Origin of the sequence: Chitinilyticum aquatile DSM 21506 (assembly GCF_000430805.1) — a bacterium.
In the GTDB taxonomy this organism is placed as follows: Bacteria; Pseudomonadota; Gammaproteobacteria; order Burkholderiales; family Chitinibacteraceae; genus Chitinilyticum; species Chitinilyticum aquatile.
Genome location: NZ_KE387260.1, coordinates 46,226 through 63,448, shown reverse-complemented (window position 1 = coordinate 63,448; position 17,223 = coordinate 46,226). Strand labels below are relative to the sequence as shown.

Annotated in this window: 12 protein-coding genes; 8 read left to right on the top strand and 4 right to left on the bottom strand. The window is 62.3% G+C overall.

Annotated elements, in window-relative coordinates:
* Positions 1-22: 22 nt before the first annotated feature.
* Both H559_RS20795 and H559_RS0115830 read left to right on the top strand, forming a co-directional pair.
* A complete protein-coding gene (locus tag H559_RS20795) occupies positions 23-790 on the top strand; it encodes a formate/nitrite transporter family protein (protein WP_051279630.1) in 768 nt (255 codons plus the stop codon).
* A 137-nt stretch (positions 791-927) separates the two neighbouring features.
* Positions 928-1,980: a tetratricopeptide repeat protein gene (locus H559_RS0115830; protein ID WP_028453474.1), complete on the top strand. Its 1,053-nt coding sequence runs from the start codon at positions 928-930 to the stop codon at positions 1,978-1,980.
* 214 nt (positions 1,981-2,194) lie between these two features.
* Here H559_RS0115830 and H559_RS0115825 read toward each other — a convergent pair whose 3' ends face one another.
* Together H559_RS0115825 and H559_RS0115820 are read right to left on the bottom strand one after the other, a co-directional pair.
* Positions 2,195-3,658 (bottom strand): glutamate synthase subunit beta, encoded by a 1,464-nt coding sequence (locus tag H559_RS0115825; RefSeq protein WP_028453473.1) that lies wholly within the window; start codon positions 3,656-3,658, stop codon positions 2,195-2,197.
* Positions 3,659-8,305, bottom strand: coding sequence for a glutamate synthase-related protein (locus H559_RS0115820; protein WP_028453472.1), 4,647 nt, complete (start codon positions 8,303-8,305; stop codon positions 3,659-3,661).
* A 342-nt stretch (positions 8,306-8,647) separates the two neighbouring features.
* Between H559_RS0115820 and H559_RS0115815 the strand changes: the two genes are divergently transcribed.
* Together H559_RS0115815 and corA are read left to right on the top strand one after the other, a co-directional pair.
* The gene (locus tag H559_RS0115815) at positions 8,648-10,129 is read left to right on the top strand and encodes a Ppx/GppA phosphatase family protein (RefSeq protein WP_051279628.1); all 1,482 of its coding nucleotides are present in this window, start codon (positions 8,648-8,650) and stop codon (positions 10,127-10,129) included.
* Positions 10,126-11,199: a magnesium/cobalt transporter CorA gene (corA, locus tag H559_RS0115810; RefSeq protein ID WP_162143344.1), complete on the top strand. Its 1,074-nt coding sequence runs from the start codon at positions 10,126-10,128 to the stop codon at positions 11,197-11,199. Before H559_RS0115815 ends, corA begins: the two co-directional genes overlap by 4 nt.
* Before the next feature lie 31 nt (positions 11,200-11,230).
* Here corA and H559_RS0115805 read toward each other — a convergent pair whose 3' ends face one another.
* Positions 11,231-11,743, bottom strand: a complete 513-nt coding sequence (locus H559_RS0115805) for a DUF456 domain-containing protein (RefSeq protein ID WP_034641803.1) — start codon at positions 11,741-11,743, stop codon at positions 11,231-11,233.
* A gap of 129 nt (positions 11,744-11,872) precedes the next feature.
* Positions 11,873-12,742, bottom strand: coding sequence for a prolipoprotein diacylglyceryl transferase (gene lgt / locus H559_RS0115800; RefSeq protein ID WP_028453468.1), 870 nt, complete (start codon positions 12,740-12,742; stop codon positions 11,873-11,875).
* Positions 12,743-12,945: 203 nt separating this feature from the next.
* On the opposite strand from lgt, the gene ilvD reads away from it, so the two are divergent.
* The 4 genes from ilvD (at position 12,946) to H559_RS0115780 (ending at position 17,138) form a co-directional block, all read left to right on the top strand.
* Entirely contained in the window at positions 12,946-14,805 is a 1,860-nt protein-coding gene (gene ilvD, locus H559_RS0115795) for a dihydroxy-acid dehydratase (RefSeq protein WP_028453467.1), read from the top strand.
* Positions 14,806-14,902: 97 nt separating this feature from the next.
* Entirely contained in the window at positions 14,903-15,460 is a 558-nt protein-coding gene (locus tag H559_RS0115790; protein WP_028453466.1) for a matrixin family metalloprotease, read from the top strand.
* Positions 15,461-15,574: 114 nt separating this feature from the next.
* The gene (locus H559_RS0115785; protein ID WP_028453465.1) at positions 15,575-16,228 is read left to right on the top strand and encodes a thioredoxin domain-containing protein; all 654 of its coding nucleotides are present in this window, start codon (positions 15,575-15,577) and stop codon (positions 16,226-16,228) included.
* Between the two features lie 70 nt (positions 16,229-16,298).
* The gene (locus tag H559_RS0115780; RefSeq protein ID WP_028453464.1) at positions 16,299-17,138 is read left to right on the top strand and encodes an arylamine N-acetyltransferase family protein; all 840 of its coding nucleotides are present in this window, start codon (positions 16,299-16,301) and stop codon (positions 17,136-17,138) included.
* The last annotated feature ends 85 nt before the right edge of the window (positions 17,139-17,223 follow it).

Genomic DNA, 17,223 nt, shown 5'->3' with positions numbered 1-17,223 from the left:
CGACACTTGAAAAGGAGGCGCCATGTTTGACCGTTCTTACGTGGAAAAGGCGGCCGATAGCGGGCTGACCAAGATCACCCTGCTGCAGACCGACCCGCTGCGCTACACGCTGCGCTCGCTGCTTGCCGGCATGTATCTCACCATCACCGTCTTCACCTACTGGGCGCTGGTAAACAATCTGCACGACAGCCCGTTCGGCAAGGTACTGGCGTCGGCCTTTTTCGGTGTGGGGCTCACCATCATCGTGTTCACCAATGCCGAACTCTTCACCAGCAACACGATGTACATGGCGGTGTCGACGACAGAGGGCAAAACCGGCTGGAAGGAAACCGCCTTCCTGTGGCTGGTCTGTTATTGCGGCAATCTGGTCGGTGCGCTGATTGTTGCCGGCCTTCTGCTCGGCGCGGGTGCCATCGCGGCGCTGCCGGTCGACCATGCACTGTATGACGGTGCGGCGCACAAGGTGCACCAGTCGGCGCAGGTGATTTTCTTCAAGGGCATTCTGGCCAACTGGGTCGTGTGTCTGGCCGTGCGCCTTGCCCTGCGCTGCAAGGAGGATGTGGCCAAGATCATGGTCATCATCCCGGTGGTGTTCATCTTCCTGTATCTGGGCTTCGAGCACTCGATCGCCAATATGGGCACTTTCGCGATTTCGCTGCTGGGCAACGGCTCGATCAGCTACGGCGAAGCCGGCCACAACCTGCTGTGGAGCACGCTGGGCAATATTGTCGGTGGTGCGCTGTTTCTGGGTCTGCCGTTTGCCTATATCAACCCGACAGAAAAAGAATGAGAGCTTGTGCTTGCGTGAAAATGCCCGGTTTCCGGTGACGACTGGCAAGAGGGAAAAATGCCTTTACCCCGTCTGACTGGCGGGAGCATGATCGGAATGGGTGAGCCCTGCCCGTTATGAAGACTCTGGAGTCTGGTATGGCGAATTCTGCCGGATTTGTTGCTGATCTGCATGCGCAGTATGCCGACGCAGTTAGCAGTTTTAGCCGTGATGGCGAGCGGACGGTGGCCATCCTCGAGGGGCTCCTGCCGGTGGCGCGCGGCAATGGCGAGGAAGAGCTGGTGGCGAATGGCTGGGTGCTTCTGGCGCGTTGTCTTGTTGATCTTGGCCTGCCAGCACGGGCCCATCGCGAGCTGGATGCGTTGCAGAACTGGCTGGTGCTGCACCCGCGCTGGCTGGCCCAGCTGGCCGAGTCGCATGATTTCCGCGCCCAGATTTACCTTGCCGGCAATCAGCTGGCGGAAGCCGAAGCGCAATGGTTGCACTGCCTTGATTATGCGTTGGCGCGGCAGGCGGTCACGCTGTATTTTGCGGCTTCCCTCGGCTTGGGGGATGTGGCCCGGCTGGAAGGGGCTGTCGAAGAGGGGCTGGCCTGGCATGTGCTGGCGCTGGATTTTTCCCGCATCCTGGGGGATGACAATCTGCAGGCGCGTGGCGTGCTCTATGTGCTGGCCGATCTGGCAGCCTTGCGACAGCATGGGGCTGTGGTCGAAATGAGCCTGCGCAACGAGCCTTTGCTGCAGCGCTGCCATGAAACATCCTGGCTCGCAGATCTCTACACTTATCGGGCCCGTGCCTTGCTGGCGCTGGGTGACAGGCAGAGGGCCGACGCAGCACTGGAACAGGCCGGGCATCTGGCCGGTGAGCACGGCTTTGCCTGGAGCCGGGCCAATGCGCTGCTTGGTTTGGCGAGAGCCCAGCTGGAGCAGCACAACCCGCTGTTTGCCCGTGTACTGCTGGACGAGATCGGGCAGCTGATGGAAAAATTGTCCGGCAAGTCGCCTGTTCAATCCTTGCGTGTTGAATTTGATGAATTGCAGCAATGGTGCGCTCAGGCTCAGGAGGGGGGGCGGGCGGCCGAAGTCGCGGCTCCGGAAGCAAGGACGAATGCTCCGCGCGAAGCTGTTTTTTCCAGTCGGCGCCTCCAGGTATGGCACGCACTCAATCTGGAAAAATGCCGACTGTCCTGATCGCTACGGGCGGAACAATCGCATTGTGATGCGCCGGTACTGGTCAGGTTTCGTCTCGGCATTGCACCGCAGGCCCTCTGCATGGACTGGGCAAACGGCAGGAATACTGAAGAAGCACGATGACCAGAAAGCAAAAAACCAGCCCGAAGGCTGGTTTTTTGTTGGGTATTGCCATGCAGCCCTTTTAAGTAAAGGGCTATAGGTATATACCTGCTTAGCGCGGCAGGGTGGAGCTGCCCATCAGGAAGGCATCGACCTCACGCGCGGCCTGACGGCCCTCGCGGATCGCCCACACGACGAGCGACTGTCCACGGCGCACATCACCGGCAGCGTAGACTTTGGCCACGTTGGTGGCGTAGCAGCCTTCACCGTCGGTCGTTGCCCTGGCATTGCCGCGACCATCCTTTTCCACGCCGAAGGCGTCCAGCACGCTGGCGACCGGATTGGTGAAGCCCATGGCGAGGAAGACCAGATCGCATGGGATCTCGAATTCGCTGCCCGGTACCACCACCGGCTTGCCCGACGACCAGTCCAGTTTCACCAGTTTGGCAGCCTTGACCTGACCGTTTTCGCCCACGAATTCCTGCGTCTGCACGGCGAAATCGCGTTCGACACCTTCTTCGTGGCTGCTGGATGTGCGCAGTTTGACCGGCCAGTACGGCCAGGTCAGCTGCTTGTTTTCCTCTTCCGGCGGCATCGGCATCAGTTCCAGCTGGGTAACGCTGGCCGCGCCATGGCGGTTGCTGGTGCCCACGCAATCGGAACCGGTGTCGCCACCGCCAATTACCAGCACGTGTTTGCCGGCGGCGTTGATCGGGTTGGCTTGCCCGCCTGCGACCTGCTTGTTCTGCGGAATCAGCAGTTCGAGTGCGAAGTGGATGCCCTTTAGTTCGCGGCCCGGCACTGGCAGGTCGCGCGGCACTTCCGCGCCACCGGCCAGAATCACGGCGTCGAATTCGGCGTTGAGCTGTTCCGGCGTTACAACCGTCTTGGCATCATTGACGATGCCCTTGGGTATGTCGCCAGAGCCAACGATGGTATTGGTCTTGAAGACGATACCTTCGGCGGTCAGCTGTGCCAGACGGCGGTCGATCACGTCCTGGCCCAGCTTGAAGTCCGGAATGCCGTAGCGCAGCAGGCCGCCGGCTTTGTCGTTCTTCTCGAACACTGTCACGTCGTGACCGACGCGCGCCAGTTGCTGCGCTGCCGCCAAGCCGGCCGGGCCGGAACCGACAATCGCTACCTTCTTGCCGGTTTTCACCTGTGCCGGTTGCGGTGCAATCCAGCCGTTTTCCCAAGCGGTGTCGGCAATGAAGCGCTCGATCGACTTGATGCCGACCGGGTCGCTGTTGATGCCGAGCGTACAGGCTGCTTCGCACGGTGCCGGGCAGATGCGGCCGGTGAACTCGGGGAAGTTGTTGGTGCTGTGCAGCACCGAAATGGCTTCCTTTGCACGGCCCTTGTAAACGAGGTCATTCCAGTCCGGAATGATGTTGTTCACCGGGCAACCGTTGTTGCAGAAGGGGATGCCGCAATCCATGCAGCGCGCCCCTTGCGTTTTCGCTTCGTCAGCGCTCAGCGCCGGGACGAATTCGCGGTAGTGCTGGATGCGCTCGGAAACCGGCGCATACCCTTCCTTGACGCGAGCAAATTCCATGAAACCGGTAGGCTTGCCCATTTATGCAATCTCCTTGGCCTGATTGGCTGCCGCTGCGGCCATTTCCTTCAGCGCGCGGCGATATTCGTTCGGGAACACTTTGACAAACTTGGCGCGGTAGTTCGCCCAGTCGGCCAGAATGGCTTTCGCGCGAGCGCTGCCGGTGTATTCCGCATGCTTTGTGATCATGGCCTTGAGTTGCGACTCGTCGCTCATGCCGCGATGCTGCGGTTCCAGCTGGCTTTGTTCGGTTTCCGCAACGACGCGTTCCAGCGCAACCTGCGCCATATTGCAGCGGCCATCGAAGTCACCGGCTTCGTCGAGCACATAGGCGATGCCGCCTGACATGCCTGCGGCGAAATTGCGGCCGGTATTGCCCAGCACCACGACGGTGCCGCCGGTCATGTATTCGCAACCGTGGTCGCCCACGCCTTCGACAACGGCGACGCCGCCGGAATTGCGCACGCAGAAGCGCTCGCCACCGACGCCGGCAAAGTAGGCTTCACCGGCAATCGCGCCGTACATCACGGTGTTGCCGACGATGATGTTTTCCGACGTGTTGCCACGGAAGTCGGCGTGCGGACGGATCACGATGCGGCCGCCCGACAGGCCCTTGCCGACGTAATCGTTGCCTTCGCCAACCAGTTCCAGCGTCACGCCGCGGGTCAAAAAGGCGCCGAAGCTCTGGCCGGCGGTGCCGGTCAGGTTCACATGGATGGTGTCTTCCGGCAGACCGGCGAAGCCGTAACGCTTGGCCACTTCGCCGGACAGCATGGCACCCACGGTGCGGTTGACGTTGATGACCGGCAGGTTGATTTCAACCTTCTTGCCTTCAGCAAGTGCTGGCTGAGCGAGCTCGACCAGCTTCTGATCCAGCGCTTTTTCGAGTCCGTGATCCTGCGTTTCGGCGTGCAGACGAGCAACGCTTTCCGGCATGGACGGGATGTGGAAAATCTTGCTGAAATCCAGACCCTGCGCCTTCCAGTGTTCGATGCCGGCGCGCTTGTCCAGCAGGTCGGCGCGGCCGATCAGGTCGTCGAACTTGCGGATGCCCATCTGCGCCATGATTTCGCGTACTTCTTCGGCAATGAAGAAGAAGTAGTTCACCACGTGCTCCGGCTGGCCGGTAAAGCGGCGGCGCAGTTCCGGATCCTGCGTGGCGACGCCGACCGGACAGGTATTCAGGTGGCACTTGCGCATCATGATGCAGCCTTCAACGACCAGCGGTGCTGTCGCGAAGCCGAATTCGTCGGCGCCCAGCAGCGCGCCGATCACCACGTCGCGACCAGTCTTCATCTGGCCGTCTACTTGAACACGAATCCGCCCGCGCAGCTGGTTCAGTACCAGTGTCTGCTGGGTTTCCGCCAGACCGAGTTCCCACGGCGTGCCGCAATGCTTGATCGACGATTGCGGCGATGCACCGGTGCCGCCGTCATGACCGGCGATTACCAGGTGATCGGCCTTGGCCTTGGAAACACCAGCTGCAACCGTGCCGACGCCGACTTCGGAGACCAGCTTCACCGAGATGCTGGCCTGCTTGTTGACGTTCTTCAGGTCGTGGATCAGCTGCGCCAGATCTTCGATCGAATAGATGTCGTGGTGCGGCGGCGGGGAAATCAGGCCAACGCCCGGCACGGAATGACGAAGGTAACCGATGTACTCGGACACCTTGTGGCCCGGCAACTGGCCGCCTTCGCCCGGCTTCGCGCCTTGCGCCATCTTGATCTGGATCTGGTCGGCATTGACCAGATATTCGGTGGTCACGCCAAAGCGGCCGGAGGCCACCTGCTTGATCGCCGAGCGCAGGCTGTCGCCTTCCTTGAACGTGTAATCACGCACGATGCGCGACGGCCCGATCACTTCCGACAGGGTCTGGCCAGCCACCAGCGGCTTGAAGCGGGTGGCATCCTCGCCACCTTCACCGGTGTTGGACTTGCCACCGATGCGGTTCATCGCAATCGCCAGTGTGGTGTGGGCTTCGGTCGAAATCGAGCCCAGCGACATCGCGCCAGTCGCGAAGCGCTTGACGATTTCCTTGGCGGATTCGACTTCTTCCAGCGGCACAGCGTTGCCGGCAGGCAGAATTTCAAACAGGCCGCGCAGCGTGAGGTGACGCTTGGACTGGTCGTTGATCAGTGCCGCGTATTCCTTGTAGGTGGAATACTGGTTGCTGCGCGTGGAGTGCTGCAGCTTGGCAATCGCGTCCGGCGTCCACAGGTGCTCTTCGCCGCGGATGCGGAAGGCGTATTCGCCGCCTGCGTCCAGCGCATCGGCCAGTACCGGATCAGCGGAGAAGGCCGCAGAGTGCAGACGCAGAGCTTCTTCGGCGACTTCAAACAGGCCGATGCCCTCTACCTGTGTCGGGGTGCCGGTGAAGTATTTCTTGATGAAGGCCTTGTTCAGGCCAATGGCTTCGAAAATCTGTGCGCCGGTGTAGGACATATAGGTCGAGATGCCCATCTTGGACATGACCTTGCACAGACCCTTGCCAACGGCCTTGATGAAGTTCTTCTGGTACTTCGCTGCCAGCTCGGTATCGCCACCGGCCATGTCGGCCAAGGTTTCCAGCGTCAGGTAGGGGTGAACCGCTTCCGCGCCGTAACCACCGAGCAGGGCAAAGTGGTGTACTTCGCGCGCCGAGCCGGTTTCGACGACCAGACCGGTCGAAGTACGCAGGCCCTTCTTCACCAGGTGCAGATGGATGGCCGAGGTAGCCAGCAGTGCCGGAATGGCGACGTTGCTGGTGTCGAGCTTGCGATCGGACACGATCAGGATGTTGGAACCCGATTTCACTGCATCTTCAGCTTCGGCTACCAGCGAGGCCAGCCGTGCCTCGACGCCCTGCGCGCCCCACTCGGCCGGATAGGTGATGTCGAGCTCATGTGCGTCGAACTTGCCCTCGGTATACCGGCCGATGTTGCGGATCTTCTCCATTTCCTTGAAGCCCAGCACCGGCTGTTCGACTTCGAGGCGGATCGGCGGGTTGATGTCGGCGGTGTTGAGCAGGTTCGGCTTCGGTCCGATGAAAGACACGAGCGACATGACCAGCTCTTCGCGGATCGGGTCGATCGGCGGGTTGGTCACCTGCGCGAACAGCTGCTTGAAGTAGTTGTACAGCGGCTTGTTTTTGGAGGAGAGCACCGGCAGTGCGGCATCGTTGCCCATCGAGCCGGTCGGCTCTTCGCCGTTCTTGGCAATCGGTTCGAGGATGAACTTGATGTCTTCCTGCGTGAAACCGAAGGCCTGCTGGCGATCCAGCAGCGATACGTCGGAGGGCTCGCCGGTCAGCGCGGCAGCGCCTTCGACTTCGTCGAGCTTGATGCGGATCTTGTCGATCCATTCCTGGTACGGTTTGGCCTTGGCGAGGCTGTCCTTGAGTTCCTTGTCGTCGATGATGCGACCTTCTTCCATGTCGATCAGGAACATCTTGCCCGGCTGCAGACGCCATTTCTTGACGATGCGGCTCTCGGCAATCGGCAGTACGCCGGACTCGGAAGCCATCACCACCAGATCGTCGTCGGTGACCAGATATCGCGCCGGGCGCAGGCCGTTACGGTCGAGCGTGGCACCGATCTGGCGGCCGTCGGTAAAGGCAACCGCAGCGGGGCCATCCCACGGTTCCATCATCGCAGCGTGGTATTCGTAGAAGGCGCGGCGCTTTTCGTCCATCAGCGTGTGTTTTTCCCACGCTTCCGGAATCATCATCATCACGGCCTGGGCGAGCGAATAGCCGCCCATCACCAGCAGTTCCAGTGCATTGTCGAACGAGGCCGAGTCGGACTGGCCCGGATAGATCAGTGGCCAGACTTTTTCGAGATCGCGGCCGAGCACCGGCGAGGAAATGGCGCGTTCGCGTGCGCGGATCCAGTTCACATTGCCGCGCAGCGTATTGATTTCGCCGTTGTGCGCAATCATGCGGAAGGGGTGAGCCAGATCCCAGGTCGGGAAGGTATTGGTCGAGAAACGCTGGTGCACGAGTGCCAGCGCCGACACGCAGCGGCTGTCCATCAGGTCGCGATAGTATTCGCCGACCTGGGTCGCCAGCAGCATGCCCTTGTAGTTGACGGTGCGCGCCGAGAATGACGGCACATAGAATTCGCGGCCATAAGTGAGTTTCAGCGCGCGGATGGCATGGCTGGCGCGCTTGCGGATCACGTAGAGCTTGCGCTCGAAAGCATCGGTGACCAGTACGTTGGAGCCTCGGGCGATGAAGATCTGGCGAATGACCGGTTCTTTCTCTTTCACCACCGGCGACATCGGCATGTCGCGGTTGACCGGCACGTCGCGCCAGCCCAGTACGATCTGGCCTTCGGCGCGAACGGCACGCTCGATTTCTTCCTCGCAGGCAGCGCGTGCAGCGGCTTCCCTAGGCAGGAAAATCATGCCCACACCGTATTCGCCAACTGGCGGCAGGGCGATACCCCGGGTGGCCATGTCCTCGCGATACAGCGTATCCGGGATTTGCAGCAGGATACCTGCGCCATCACCCATCAGCGGATCAGCACCGACCGCACCACGGTGGTCGATGTTTTTCAGAATCAGCAGACCCTGTTCAATAATCGAATGGCTTTTCTGGCCTTTCAGGTGGGCCACAAAGCCGACGCCACAGGCGTCGTGTTCATTAGCCGGGTCATACAGACCCTGCTGCTCGGGAGGCGTTGATTGCATACCCTCTACCTTTTGCTGATGTCTTCGGTGCGCGCTCTCACGCGGTCAAAAAAAGCTGGCGCATGCCAGCTCGGGGCCATGTCTCCCCCTCGCCGGCACTGCCGGGAAACCCTATGGGGGAATTCCCTGATGATTTTGCCAGATCACGCGTGTTCAGGCGTTGATAATTCCGCTTTTTTTTAACCAAGATCATTTTCACCGGCGCATGGCGGGTATGCTGCAGAGGTGGCACCGTTTTCAGTGGCGCCATTTTCCGGGGCAAGGCGCAGCCGAATTGCTCGCCGGCAGCCCTGCCGCTATCATCCTGCCATCTTTCAAGGCTTTGCCACGGATCTCTCCTCCATGTCCGATTCTCCCGTGATTGCTGCTGTCGATCTGGGTTCGAACAGTTTCCGCCTGCAGGTTGCCCGCGTGGTGGAGGAAGAAGTGTTTCCGCTGGAAACCCGCAAGGAAATCGTCCGCCTGGGCGCTGGCCTCGACCGCAGTGGCCGGCTCACGCCTGACGCACAGGCTGAGCTGATCGCGGCAATGGGGCGTTTTGGCGAAGTGCTGGCGCGCTATCAGCCGGACTGCGTGCGGGCGGTGGCGACCAATACCTTCCGCGTGGCGACCAACCGCAGCGAATTCGTCCCTGCGGCGGAAGCCGCGCTGGGTTACCCCATCGACATCATCAGCGGCCGCGAAGAAGCGCGGCTGATTTATCTGGGGGCCGCGCACAGCCTGGCTTCGACGCGCGAGCGGCGGCTGGTGCTCGATATCGGCGGCGGTTCGACCGAGCTGATCATCGGCAGCGGCCTGCGCACCTACGTGACCGAGAGCGTGCAGCTTGGGTGTGTGGCGTGGAGCATGCGCTACTTTCCGGACGGCATCATCAATGCCGAGCGCATGGCGGCGGCCGAGCTGGCCGCGCGCGGCACGCTCTTGCCGCTGGTGCCCGAATTCCGCTCTGACCAGTGGCACCGCGCCATCGGCACATCGGGAACAGCGCGTTCGCTGTCCGATCTGCTGGAGCTCAATGGCATCACCCGCATGGGCATCACCCGCGCTGGGCTGCAGCAATTGCGCATGCGCATGCTGGAGGCCGGCCATGTCGATGCGATCGAACTCAACGGCCTGCGCGCCGACCGCCGCCCGGTGCTGCCGGGCGGTTTCGCCATCCTGAACGCGGCCTTCGAGATGTTCGGCATCGAGCGCATGTCGGTGACTTACGGCGCGCTGCGCGACGGCATCCTCTACGACCTGATGGCGCGCTCGGCGAGCCAGGATGTGCGTGACCGTACCGTCGCCAGCTTCGTGCGGCGCTTCCATGCCGACGTCGGCCAGTCCGAGCGCGTCCGCCTACTGGCGCAGGACCTGTTTAGTCATTTTTGTCCCGATGCGCCCGAGCTGCAGCACCGGCTTGGCATGGCTGCCGCACTGCACGAGATCGGCCGCTCGATTGCACATCAGGAATATTACCGCCACACCGCCTACATCCTCGCGTGGTCTGACATGCTGGGCTTTTCCGAGCGCGAGCAATCCTGGCTCGCATGGATTACTGGCGCACAATGTGGCGCCCTGCCAGATCTTTCGGCGGCCTGCACCGGCGATATTGCCGCGCTGCTGGCATTGCGTCTGGCCGTGCTGCTGGCGCGGGCGCGTTCCGACTGCGTCTGGCCGGAGGGCTGGCAGGGCGGGGCGGGTGCGGACAGCCGCCACTTCGATATGGACCTGCCTGCAGCGTGGCTGGCCGATGCGCCGCTGATCGCGCAGGCGCTGCATGAGGAAATCGCGGCATGGCAAGCCATCGGCATCACGCTAATGGTCCCGGCGCTCCAGCCTTGAAGGGCAGGAAAAAACACCTGCGCGCCGACAAGGCCGGTGCCGCACCCGGTACGCTGCAATACGTCGGCAGCCGGGAGCCCCAGCCCACGCTGGCCACGCTGATCGAATACGGCCCGGCCCCCGGTGATTACCATGAAACCCAGTTCACCGATCTGGAGCAGGGGCGCAACTACCGGCCGAAATTTCCGGTGCTGTGGCTGAATCTGCACGGTCTGGAAAACCAGGCGCTGCTCAAGCTCGTCGGCGAACGCTTCAGGCTGCACCCGCTGACGCTGGAGGACATCCTCAATACCCAGCAGCGTCCCAAGGTCGAGGCCTATCCGGATTACCTCTTCATCACCGTCCGGCTGCATGGCATCGACGCGGACGGCAATCTGGAAGGCGAGCAGGTCAGCATCGTCGTCGGCCGCGGCTATGTGCTCACTTTCCAGGAAAAACCCACTGGCACTTTCGCCGGCCTGCGCGAGGGGCTGCGCCACGGCGAATCCTACATCCGCCGCTTTGGCGCCGATTATCTGGTGTATTCGATCCTCGACAAGCTGGTCGACCGTGATTTCACCGTGCTGGAAACGCTGGGCGACCAGAGCGATGCTCTGGAAGACGCGATGCTGGAGCAGGGCCCGCAGCCCGAACACCTCGGGCGTCTGCAGCAGTTGCGGCGCAGCCTGCAGGGCATGCGGCGTGTGCTGTGGCCACTGCGCGAGCTGATCAACACGCTGCAGCGCGACGAGCAGGATTATTTCCACGACGAAACCCAGCTCTACCTGCGCGACGTGTACGACCATACCGTGCAGTTGATCGAAACGGTGGAAAGCCTGCGCGAATCACTGGTCGGCCAGCAGGACACCTACCACTCGCTGCAGGGACACCGTCTCAACCTGCAGATGCGCCGGCTCACTGTCATCACCATCGTATTCATGCCGCTCACGCTGATTACCGGCGTGTTCGGCATGAATTTCGAACTGATGCCGGGCCTGAAGTGGGAATGGGGCTTTGCTGCAACGATGGCGGCAATGGCGCTCATTGCAATTTCACTCACGCTGCTGTTCCGCAACCGGCGCTGGATGTAGGTATCCGTTTCATGCCCGTTTCGCTACGGGGTCAGATCAGCCACCAGCCAATAGCTGCGAAGACCAGCATCAGCACGGCAATCAGTAATTTCAGCACGCCGCCGACGATGAAGCCCAGCCAGCTGGCGAGCCCCACGGCCGTTGCGCGCGAGAGCGAGCTTTGCGCCAGCAGTTCGCCCGCCATGGCACCCGCCAGCGGGCCGATGATGAGCCCCGGCAGCCCGAAGAACAGCCCGATCACCGAGCCCGCCAGAGCCCCCCAGATCGCCTGGCGGCTGGCACCGATAGCTTTGGCGCCGGCGGCGCCTGCTACGTAGTCGATCAGCTGTGCCAGCAGTACCAGCAGCAGCTGCAGTGTGAGCGCCGGCCAGCCGAGATGCAGGAAATCGTCGCGCCAGGCAACGATGAGGATGCCGGCAAAAACCAGTGGTGTGCCGGGCAGTACCGGAAGCACCGAGCCGGCCAGCCCTAGCCCCATCAGCACGAAGGCGAATACCAGCCACAGCGTGGCAGGGTCAGCAAGGAAGGCGAAGAATTCGGGCATGGTGCGCGGCCGGGTAGAGGTCTGGCCGCTTTGGAGTGTGCAAGGGTGGAAAGGTTCGGAGGTCTATGGGTATATAGCTGCAGCCATTATTTTCAAATGGCTGCAGCTATATGGGTGTGACTGTATGCTTTAGCGTTTCTTGCCAGCCTTGGGCTTGCCATGCCGTGACGACCACCAGAACAGGTGCGCGCCCAGCAGAATCATCGGCAGGGAAAGCCATTGCCCCATCGAGAGGCTCCATTGCAGCAAGCCGAGGAAATCATCCGGCTCGCGGGCAAATTCGGCGATAAAGCGGAACAGGCCGTAGCCCAGCAGGAAAAGGCCGGAAATCTGGCCGGTCTGGCGCGGTTTGCGGGAATAGATCCACAGGATCAGGAACAGCAGCACGCCTTCGAGTGCGAACTGGTACAGCTGCGAGGCATGGCGCGGCAGGTTTTCGCCCTGCAGCCAGTTCAGCAGTTCCGGATGCGTGTTCACTGCGTGCAGGTCGGCGTTGCGTGCCTGCGGAAAAATCATCGCCCAGAAATGGTCGGGCGAGGTGATGCGTCCCCACAGCTCGCCATTGATGAAATTGCCCATGCGGCCGGCGGCCAGGCCCAGCGGCACCAGCGGGGCGATGAAATCGGTGACTTCGAAAAAGCGGCGACCGGTTTTCTTTGCGAACAGCCACATCGCCAGCAGCACGCCGATAAAGCCGCCGTGAAAGGCCATGCCGCCTTCCCACAGTTTGAAGATTGCCAGCGGGTTGGCCATGTAGAACTCGGGCTTGTAGAAGAACACATAGCCGAGCCGCCCGCCGAGGATGACGCCGAGCACGCCATAGAAAAGCAGATCATCGAGCTCGCCTTTCTGCCAGCCCGGCGGGTTGCCATGGCGGATGCGCCAGCGCCCGAGTATCAGGAAAAGGGCAAAACCCAGCAGATACATGAGGCCGTACCAGTGGATGCCGAAGGGGCCGAGCTGGATGGCGACCGGATTGAATTGCGGATGAACGAGCATGGGCGGGCGTTTTTGGAATAAAATCGCGGCATTATCCCATGAATTGAGCGGACTGCCGCAAGCCATTAGCCTGCCGTGGCGTCGCTTCGCATTATTTACCCTGATCGGGGTCTGCCTTTCCGGCTGGCACCGCCCGCAACATTCCGGGCCGGTGCCGGTCACAGCCCTTCTGGCCACCAGAATTACGTAACAGGATTACGATCATGCCCGCATACCGTTCCCGCACCACCACCCACGGCCGCAACATGGCCGGCGCGCGCGCCCTGTGGCGAGCCACCGGCATGAAGGATGGCGATTTCGGCAAGCCCATCATTGCGATTGCCAATTCCTTCACCCAGTTCGTGCCGGGCCACGTGCACCTGCACAACCTCGGCCAGCTCGTCGCCCGCGAAATCGAAAAGGCCGGCGGCATCGCCAAGGAATTCAACACCATCGCGGTGGATGACGGCATCGCCATGGGGCACGGCGGCATGCTGTATTCGCTGCCCTCGCGCGACCTGATCGCCGATTCGGTCGAATACATGGTGAACGCGCATTGCGCCGACGCGCTGGTGTGCATCTCCAACTGCGACAAGATCACCCCGGGGATGCTGATGGCGAGCTTGCGCCTGAACATTCCGGTGATTTTCGTGTCCGGCGGCCCGATGGAGGCCGGCAAGGTCAACTGGCAGGGCGAGATCCGCAAGCTGGATCTGGTTGACGCGATGGTCGAAGCCGCCAACCCGAATGTCAGCGATGAAGAAGTCGCTGCCGTCGAGCGCTCCGCCTGCCCGACCTGTGGCTCGTGTTCCGGCATGTTCACCGCCAACTCGATGAACTGCCTGACCGAAGCCCTGGGACTGTCATTGCCGGGCAATGGCTCGACACTGGCCACGCATGCCGACCGCCGCAACCTCTTCCTGCAGGCCGGTCAGACCATCGTCGAACTCGCCAAGCGCTATTACGAGCAGGATGACGAATCGGTCCTGCCGCGCAATATCTGTACCTTCGAAGCCTTCGAGAACGCAATCGCGCTCGACATCGCCATGGGCGGCTCGACCAATACCGTGCTGCACCTGCTGGCTGCGGCCAACGAAGCGGGCGTGCCGTTCAAGATGGCCGACATCGACCGCATGAGCCGCCGCGTGCCGTGCCTGGCGAAAGTCGCGCCGGCCACCCAGAAATACCATATGGAAGACGTGCACCGCGCCGGTGGCGTGGTCGGCATTCTGGCCGAGCTTGATCGCGCCGGCCTGATCCATCGTGATGTGCCTACTGTCCACAGCAAGACGCTCGGTGAAGGGCTCGACAAGTGGGACGTGGTGAAAAACGGCCCGGACAGCCTGCCGCACCATTTCTACCGCGCAGCGCCCGGCGGCGTGGCAACCACCATCGCCTTCAGCCAGTCGATGCGCTGGCCGGAGCTCGATCTGGATCGTGCCGGCGGCTGCATTCGCAACAAGGAAAACGCCTACTCGCAGGACGGCGGTATTGCGGTGCTGTACGGTAACATTGCCGAGCGGGGCTGCATCGTGAAAACCGCGGGCGTGGATGATTCCATCCTCAAGTTCACCGGCCGCGTGCGCATTTTCGAATCGCAGGACGATGCGGTGGCCGGCATTCTGGATGACCAGATCGTCGCCGGTGACGTGGTGCTGATCCGCTACGAAGGTCCGAAGGGTGGCCCGGGCATGCAGGAAATGCTCTACCCGACCTCCTACCTGAAATCCAAGGGCCTGGGCAAGGCATGTGCGCTGCTGACCGATGGTCGTTTCTCCGGTGGTACATCCGGCCTGTCCATCGGCCACGTTTCGCCGGAAGCGGCCGAAGGTGGCGCGATCGGTCTGGCGCAAGAGGGGGACCAGCTGGAAATCGACATCCCGAATCGCACGATCAACCTGCTGGTCAGCGCCGAAGAGCTCGCCGCTCGCCGCGCCGCCATGGAGGCCAAGGGCAAGGATGCGTGGAAACCGGTTGATCGCGAGCGCTTTGTCAGCGCCGCGCTGCGTGCCTATGCCGCCATGACTACCTCGGCTGATACCGGCGCGGTGCGCGACGTGTCGCAGGTCGAGCGCAAGGACTGATCTGCCCGCCGGCGGAACGACAAAGGGTGGCCGCGCCACCCTTTGTCGTATCCAGCCTTCTGCTGCATCAAGCATCTTCATGGAGTGTCGTCGCGCGATGAGCCGTTTCCTGCATCTGATCACCGCATTGTCACTGCTGCTGCCCGTGGTGTTCTCCCGCGCAGCGGGAATGGCGGAAGCCGATGCGCCGGTGTGGCCCGGCAAGGTTTATGTGCTCGCCTATAACCCGGCCGGTGCGCCGCCGGGCATCAGGGATAGCGATGTGATCGACGGCATGATTGCGGCGGCGGATGCCTGGGCTACCTGCGGCGTGAAGGTGCAGTTTGGTGGCTATACCGCCCGCAAGCCTGACGGGCTGGATGGCTACAATGTGATCGGCTGGCTGCCTGACATGCCCGGCCTGCTGGCGCTGACCGAGCCGCGGCAGGTCCGCCGCATTCTGCTCGACGCCGACATCAATCTATCTGCTACCACGGTGCGCACCCGCGAGCGGCTGATTGCCGTTATCGTGCACGAGGTCGGCCATGGCCTTGGAATGATCGATCACAGCCCGAACCCGGACAGCATCATGTACGAGCGTTTCGCCTCGCGTGGCACGGTGAAGCCGACGGCGGAAGACATCCAGCGCTGCCAGGCGCGCTACCGTTTCCGCTGAAGCGGAATATCTCTACCGGCGCGGAATCAGCGGTGCGCAGACCTGCTGCGCGTCGATTTCGTCGGGAACCCGGCGGGCCAGCCCGGGTCAGTCCGTTTTGCAAGGAGATGCACTATGCTGCGCCGCCAGTTGCTGGCCATGCTGGCCATCCTGCCATTTACTGCCACAGCCGGTGGCCTGCCCGCACTTGAAGCCGAGGCCCGGCGGCGGCGCGATGCCTATCTGGCGGAATTGCGCAGCTACGCCAGCGAGCCGCCGCCCGAGATTTTTGCAAATCCGGCCGATCCGGTGATTGGCCGTGCCGACGCAAAGCGGGCCGTGCTGGTGTTTACCGATTACAACTGTGTCTACTGCCGCAAGATTGATCCGGTGCTGGCGCAGGTCGCCACTGCGGCGGATGCGCCCGCCCGCTTCGTGTTGAAACTGCAGGCAACGATGGCGGAAAGCAGTGTGCTGGCAAGCGCCTACGCCTTGCAGGTATGGCAGCAGCAGCCCGGGCGGTTTGGTGCCGTGCATCGCGCGCTGCTGCAGGGGCCGCTGCCGCTGACGACCGCTGCGATCCGGCAGATCGCCCGGCAGACCGGCACGCAGGCCAGCCTTGCCGGTGCCGACAGCTCGGCCGCCGTGCTGAACGCCACGCAGCAGCTCTCGCGTCGCCTGCAGGTCTACGCCACGCCCAGCATGCTGATTGGCGCACGAATGATGAGCGGCATGACCGCCGCCGCGACCCTGCGCGCGGAAATCCTGCGCTGGCCGCTGGAGGCGTGATGCGGCAAGCCAGCGCAGTGCTTGCGATACACTTGCCGGCCTTAAAGGGCGCAATTCCTAAAGGCTGGACATGAATATCGTGAACGAAGCACCGGCCGGCTGGCTGGACGATTACCTGCAGCGGCTGGCGCTGCCCGCGTGGCCGCCGCTGACAGTAGCCGGTTTGAGCGGGTTGCACCGCCGGCATGTCGAGCGCCTGCCCTTCGGCAATGTCGATGTGATGCTCGATGCCGTGCCGCAGCTGGAGCATGCCGCGCTGGTGGAAAAGCTGTTGCGGGCCGGGCGACCGGGTTACTGCTATGAGCTGAACGCGCTGTTTGCCGCTCTGCTGGAGGCGCAGGGCCTCGTGCCGCAGCGTCATATGGCGCGGGTGCTGCTGGAAGGTGTGCAGGTGCACGAACGGCCGCGTTCGCATCTGGTGCTGACTGCCGAGATGGATGGCGAGCGCTGGCTACTGGATGTCGGTTTCGGCGGGGGCGGGCTGGTCGAGCCATTGCCACTGCGTGCCGATGTCGTGTTCGAGCAGGGTATTGACCGCTACCGTCTGCTGGCCCTGGATGAGCCGGCCGGCTGGCTGCTTCAGCGCGATCTAGGCGGGCAGTGGGACACTCTGTACTGGTTCGACCTGCTGCCGGCCTACCCGGCGGATTGCTTCGTCGGCAATCATTTTGCCGCCACCTTTCCCGGATCGCGTTTCCGTACCGGCCTGATCGTAACCCGGATTGAAGGGGATACGCGGCTGGTGCTGCACAATCTGCAGCGCATCCATCGCCGCGGCGCACAGGCCCAGCGCTGGCCGATTGCGGATGCGCAGGCATTGCAGCAGGTGCTGGAGAGCGACTATGCGCTGGCGCTTGATGAGGATGAAGCCGAACGGCTGTTTGCCGTGCAGCTAGCAAACCAGTCCTGAAGCCCTTTTTCTGCTGTGGGTATTGCTCTGCAGCCCTTGTGAATCAAGGGTTCTGGCTGCATGGGTTCTTATATTTGCGGGCTCT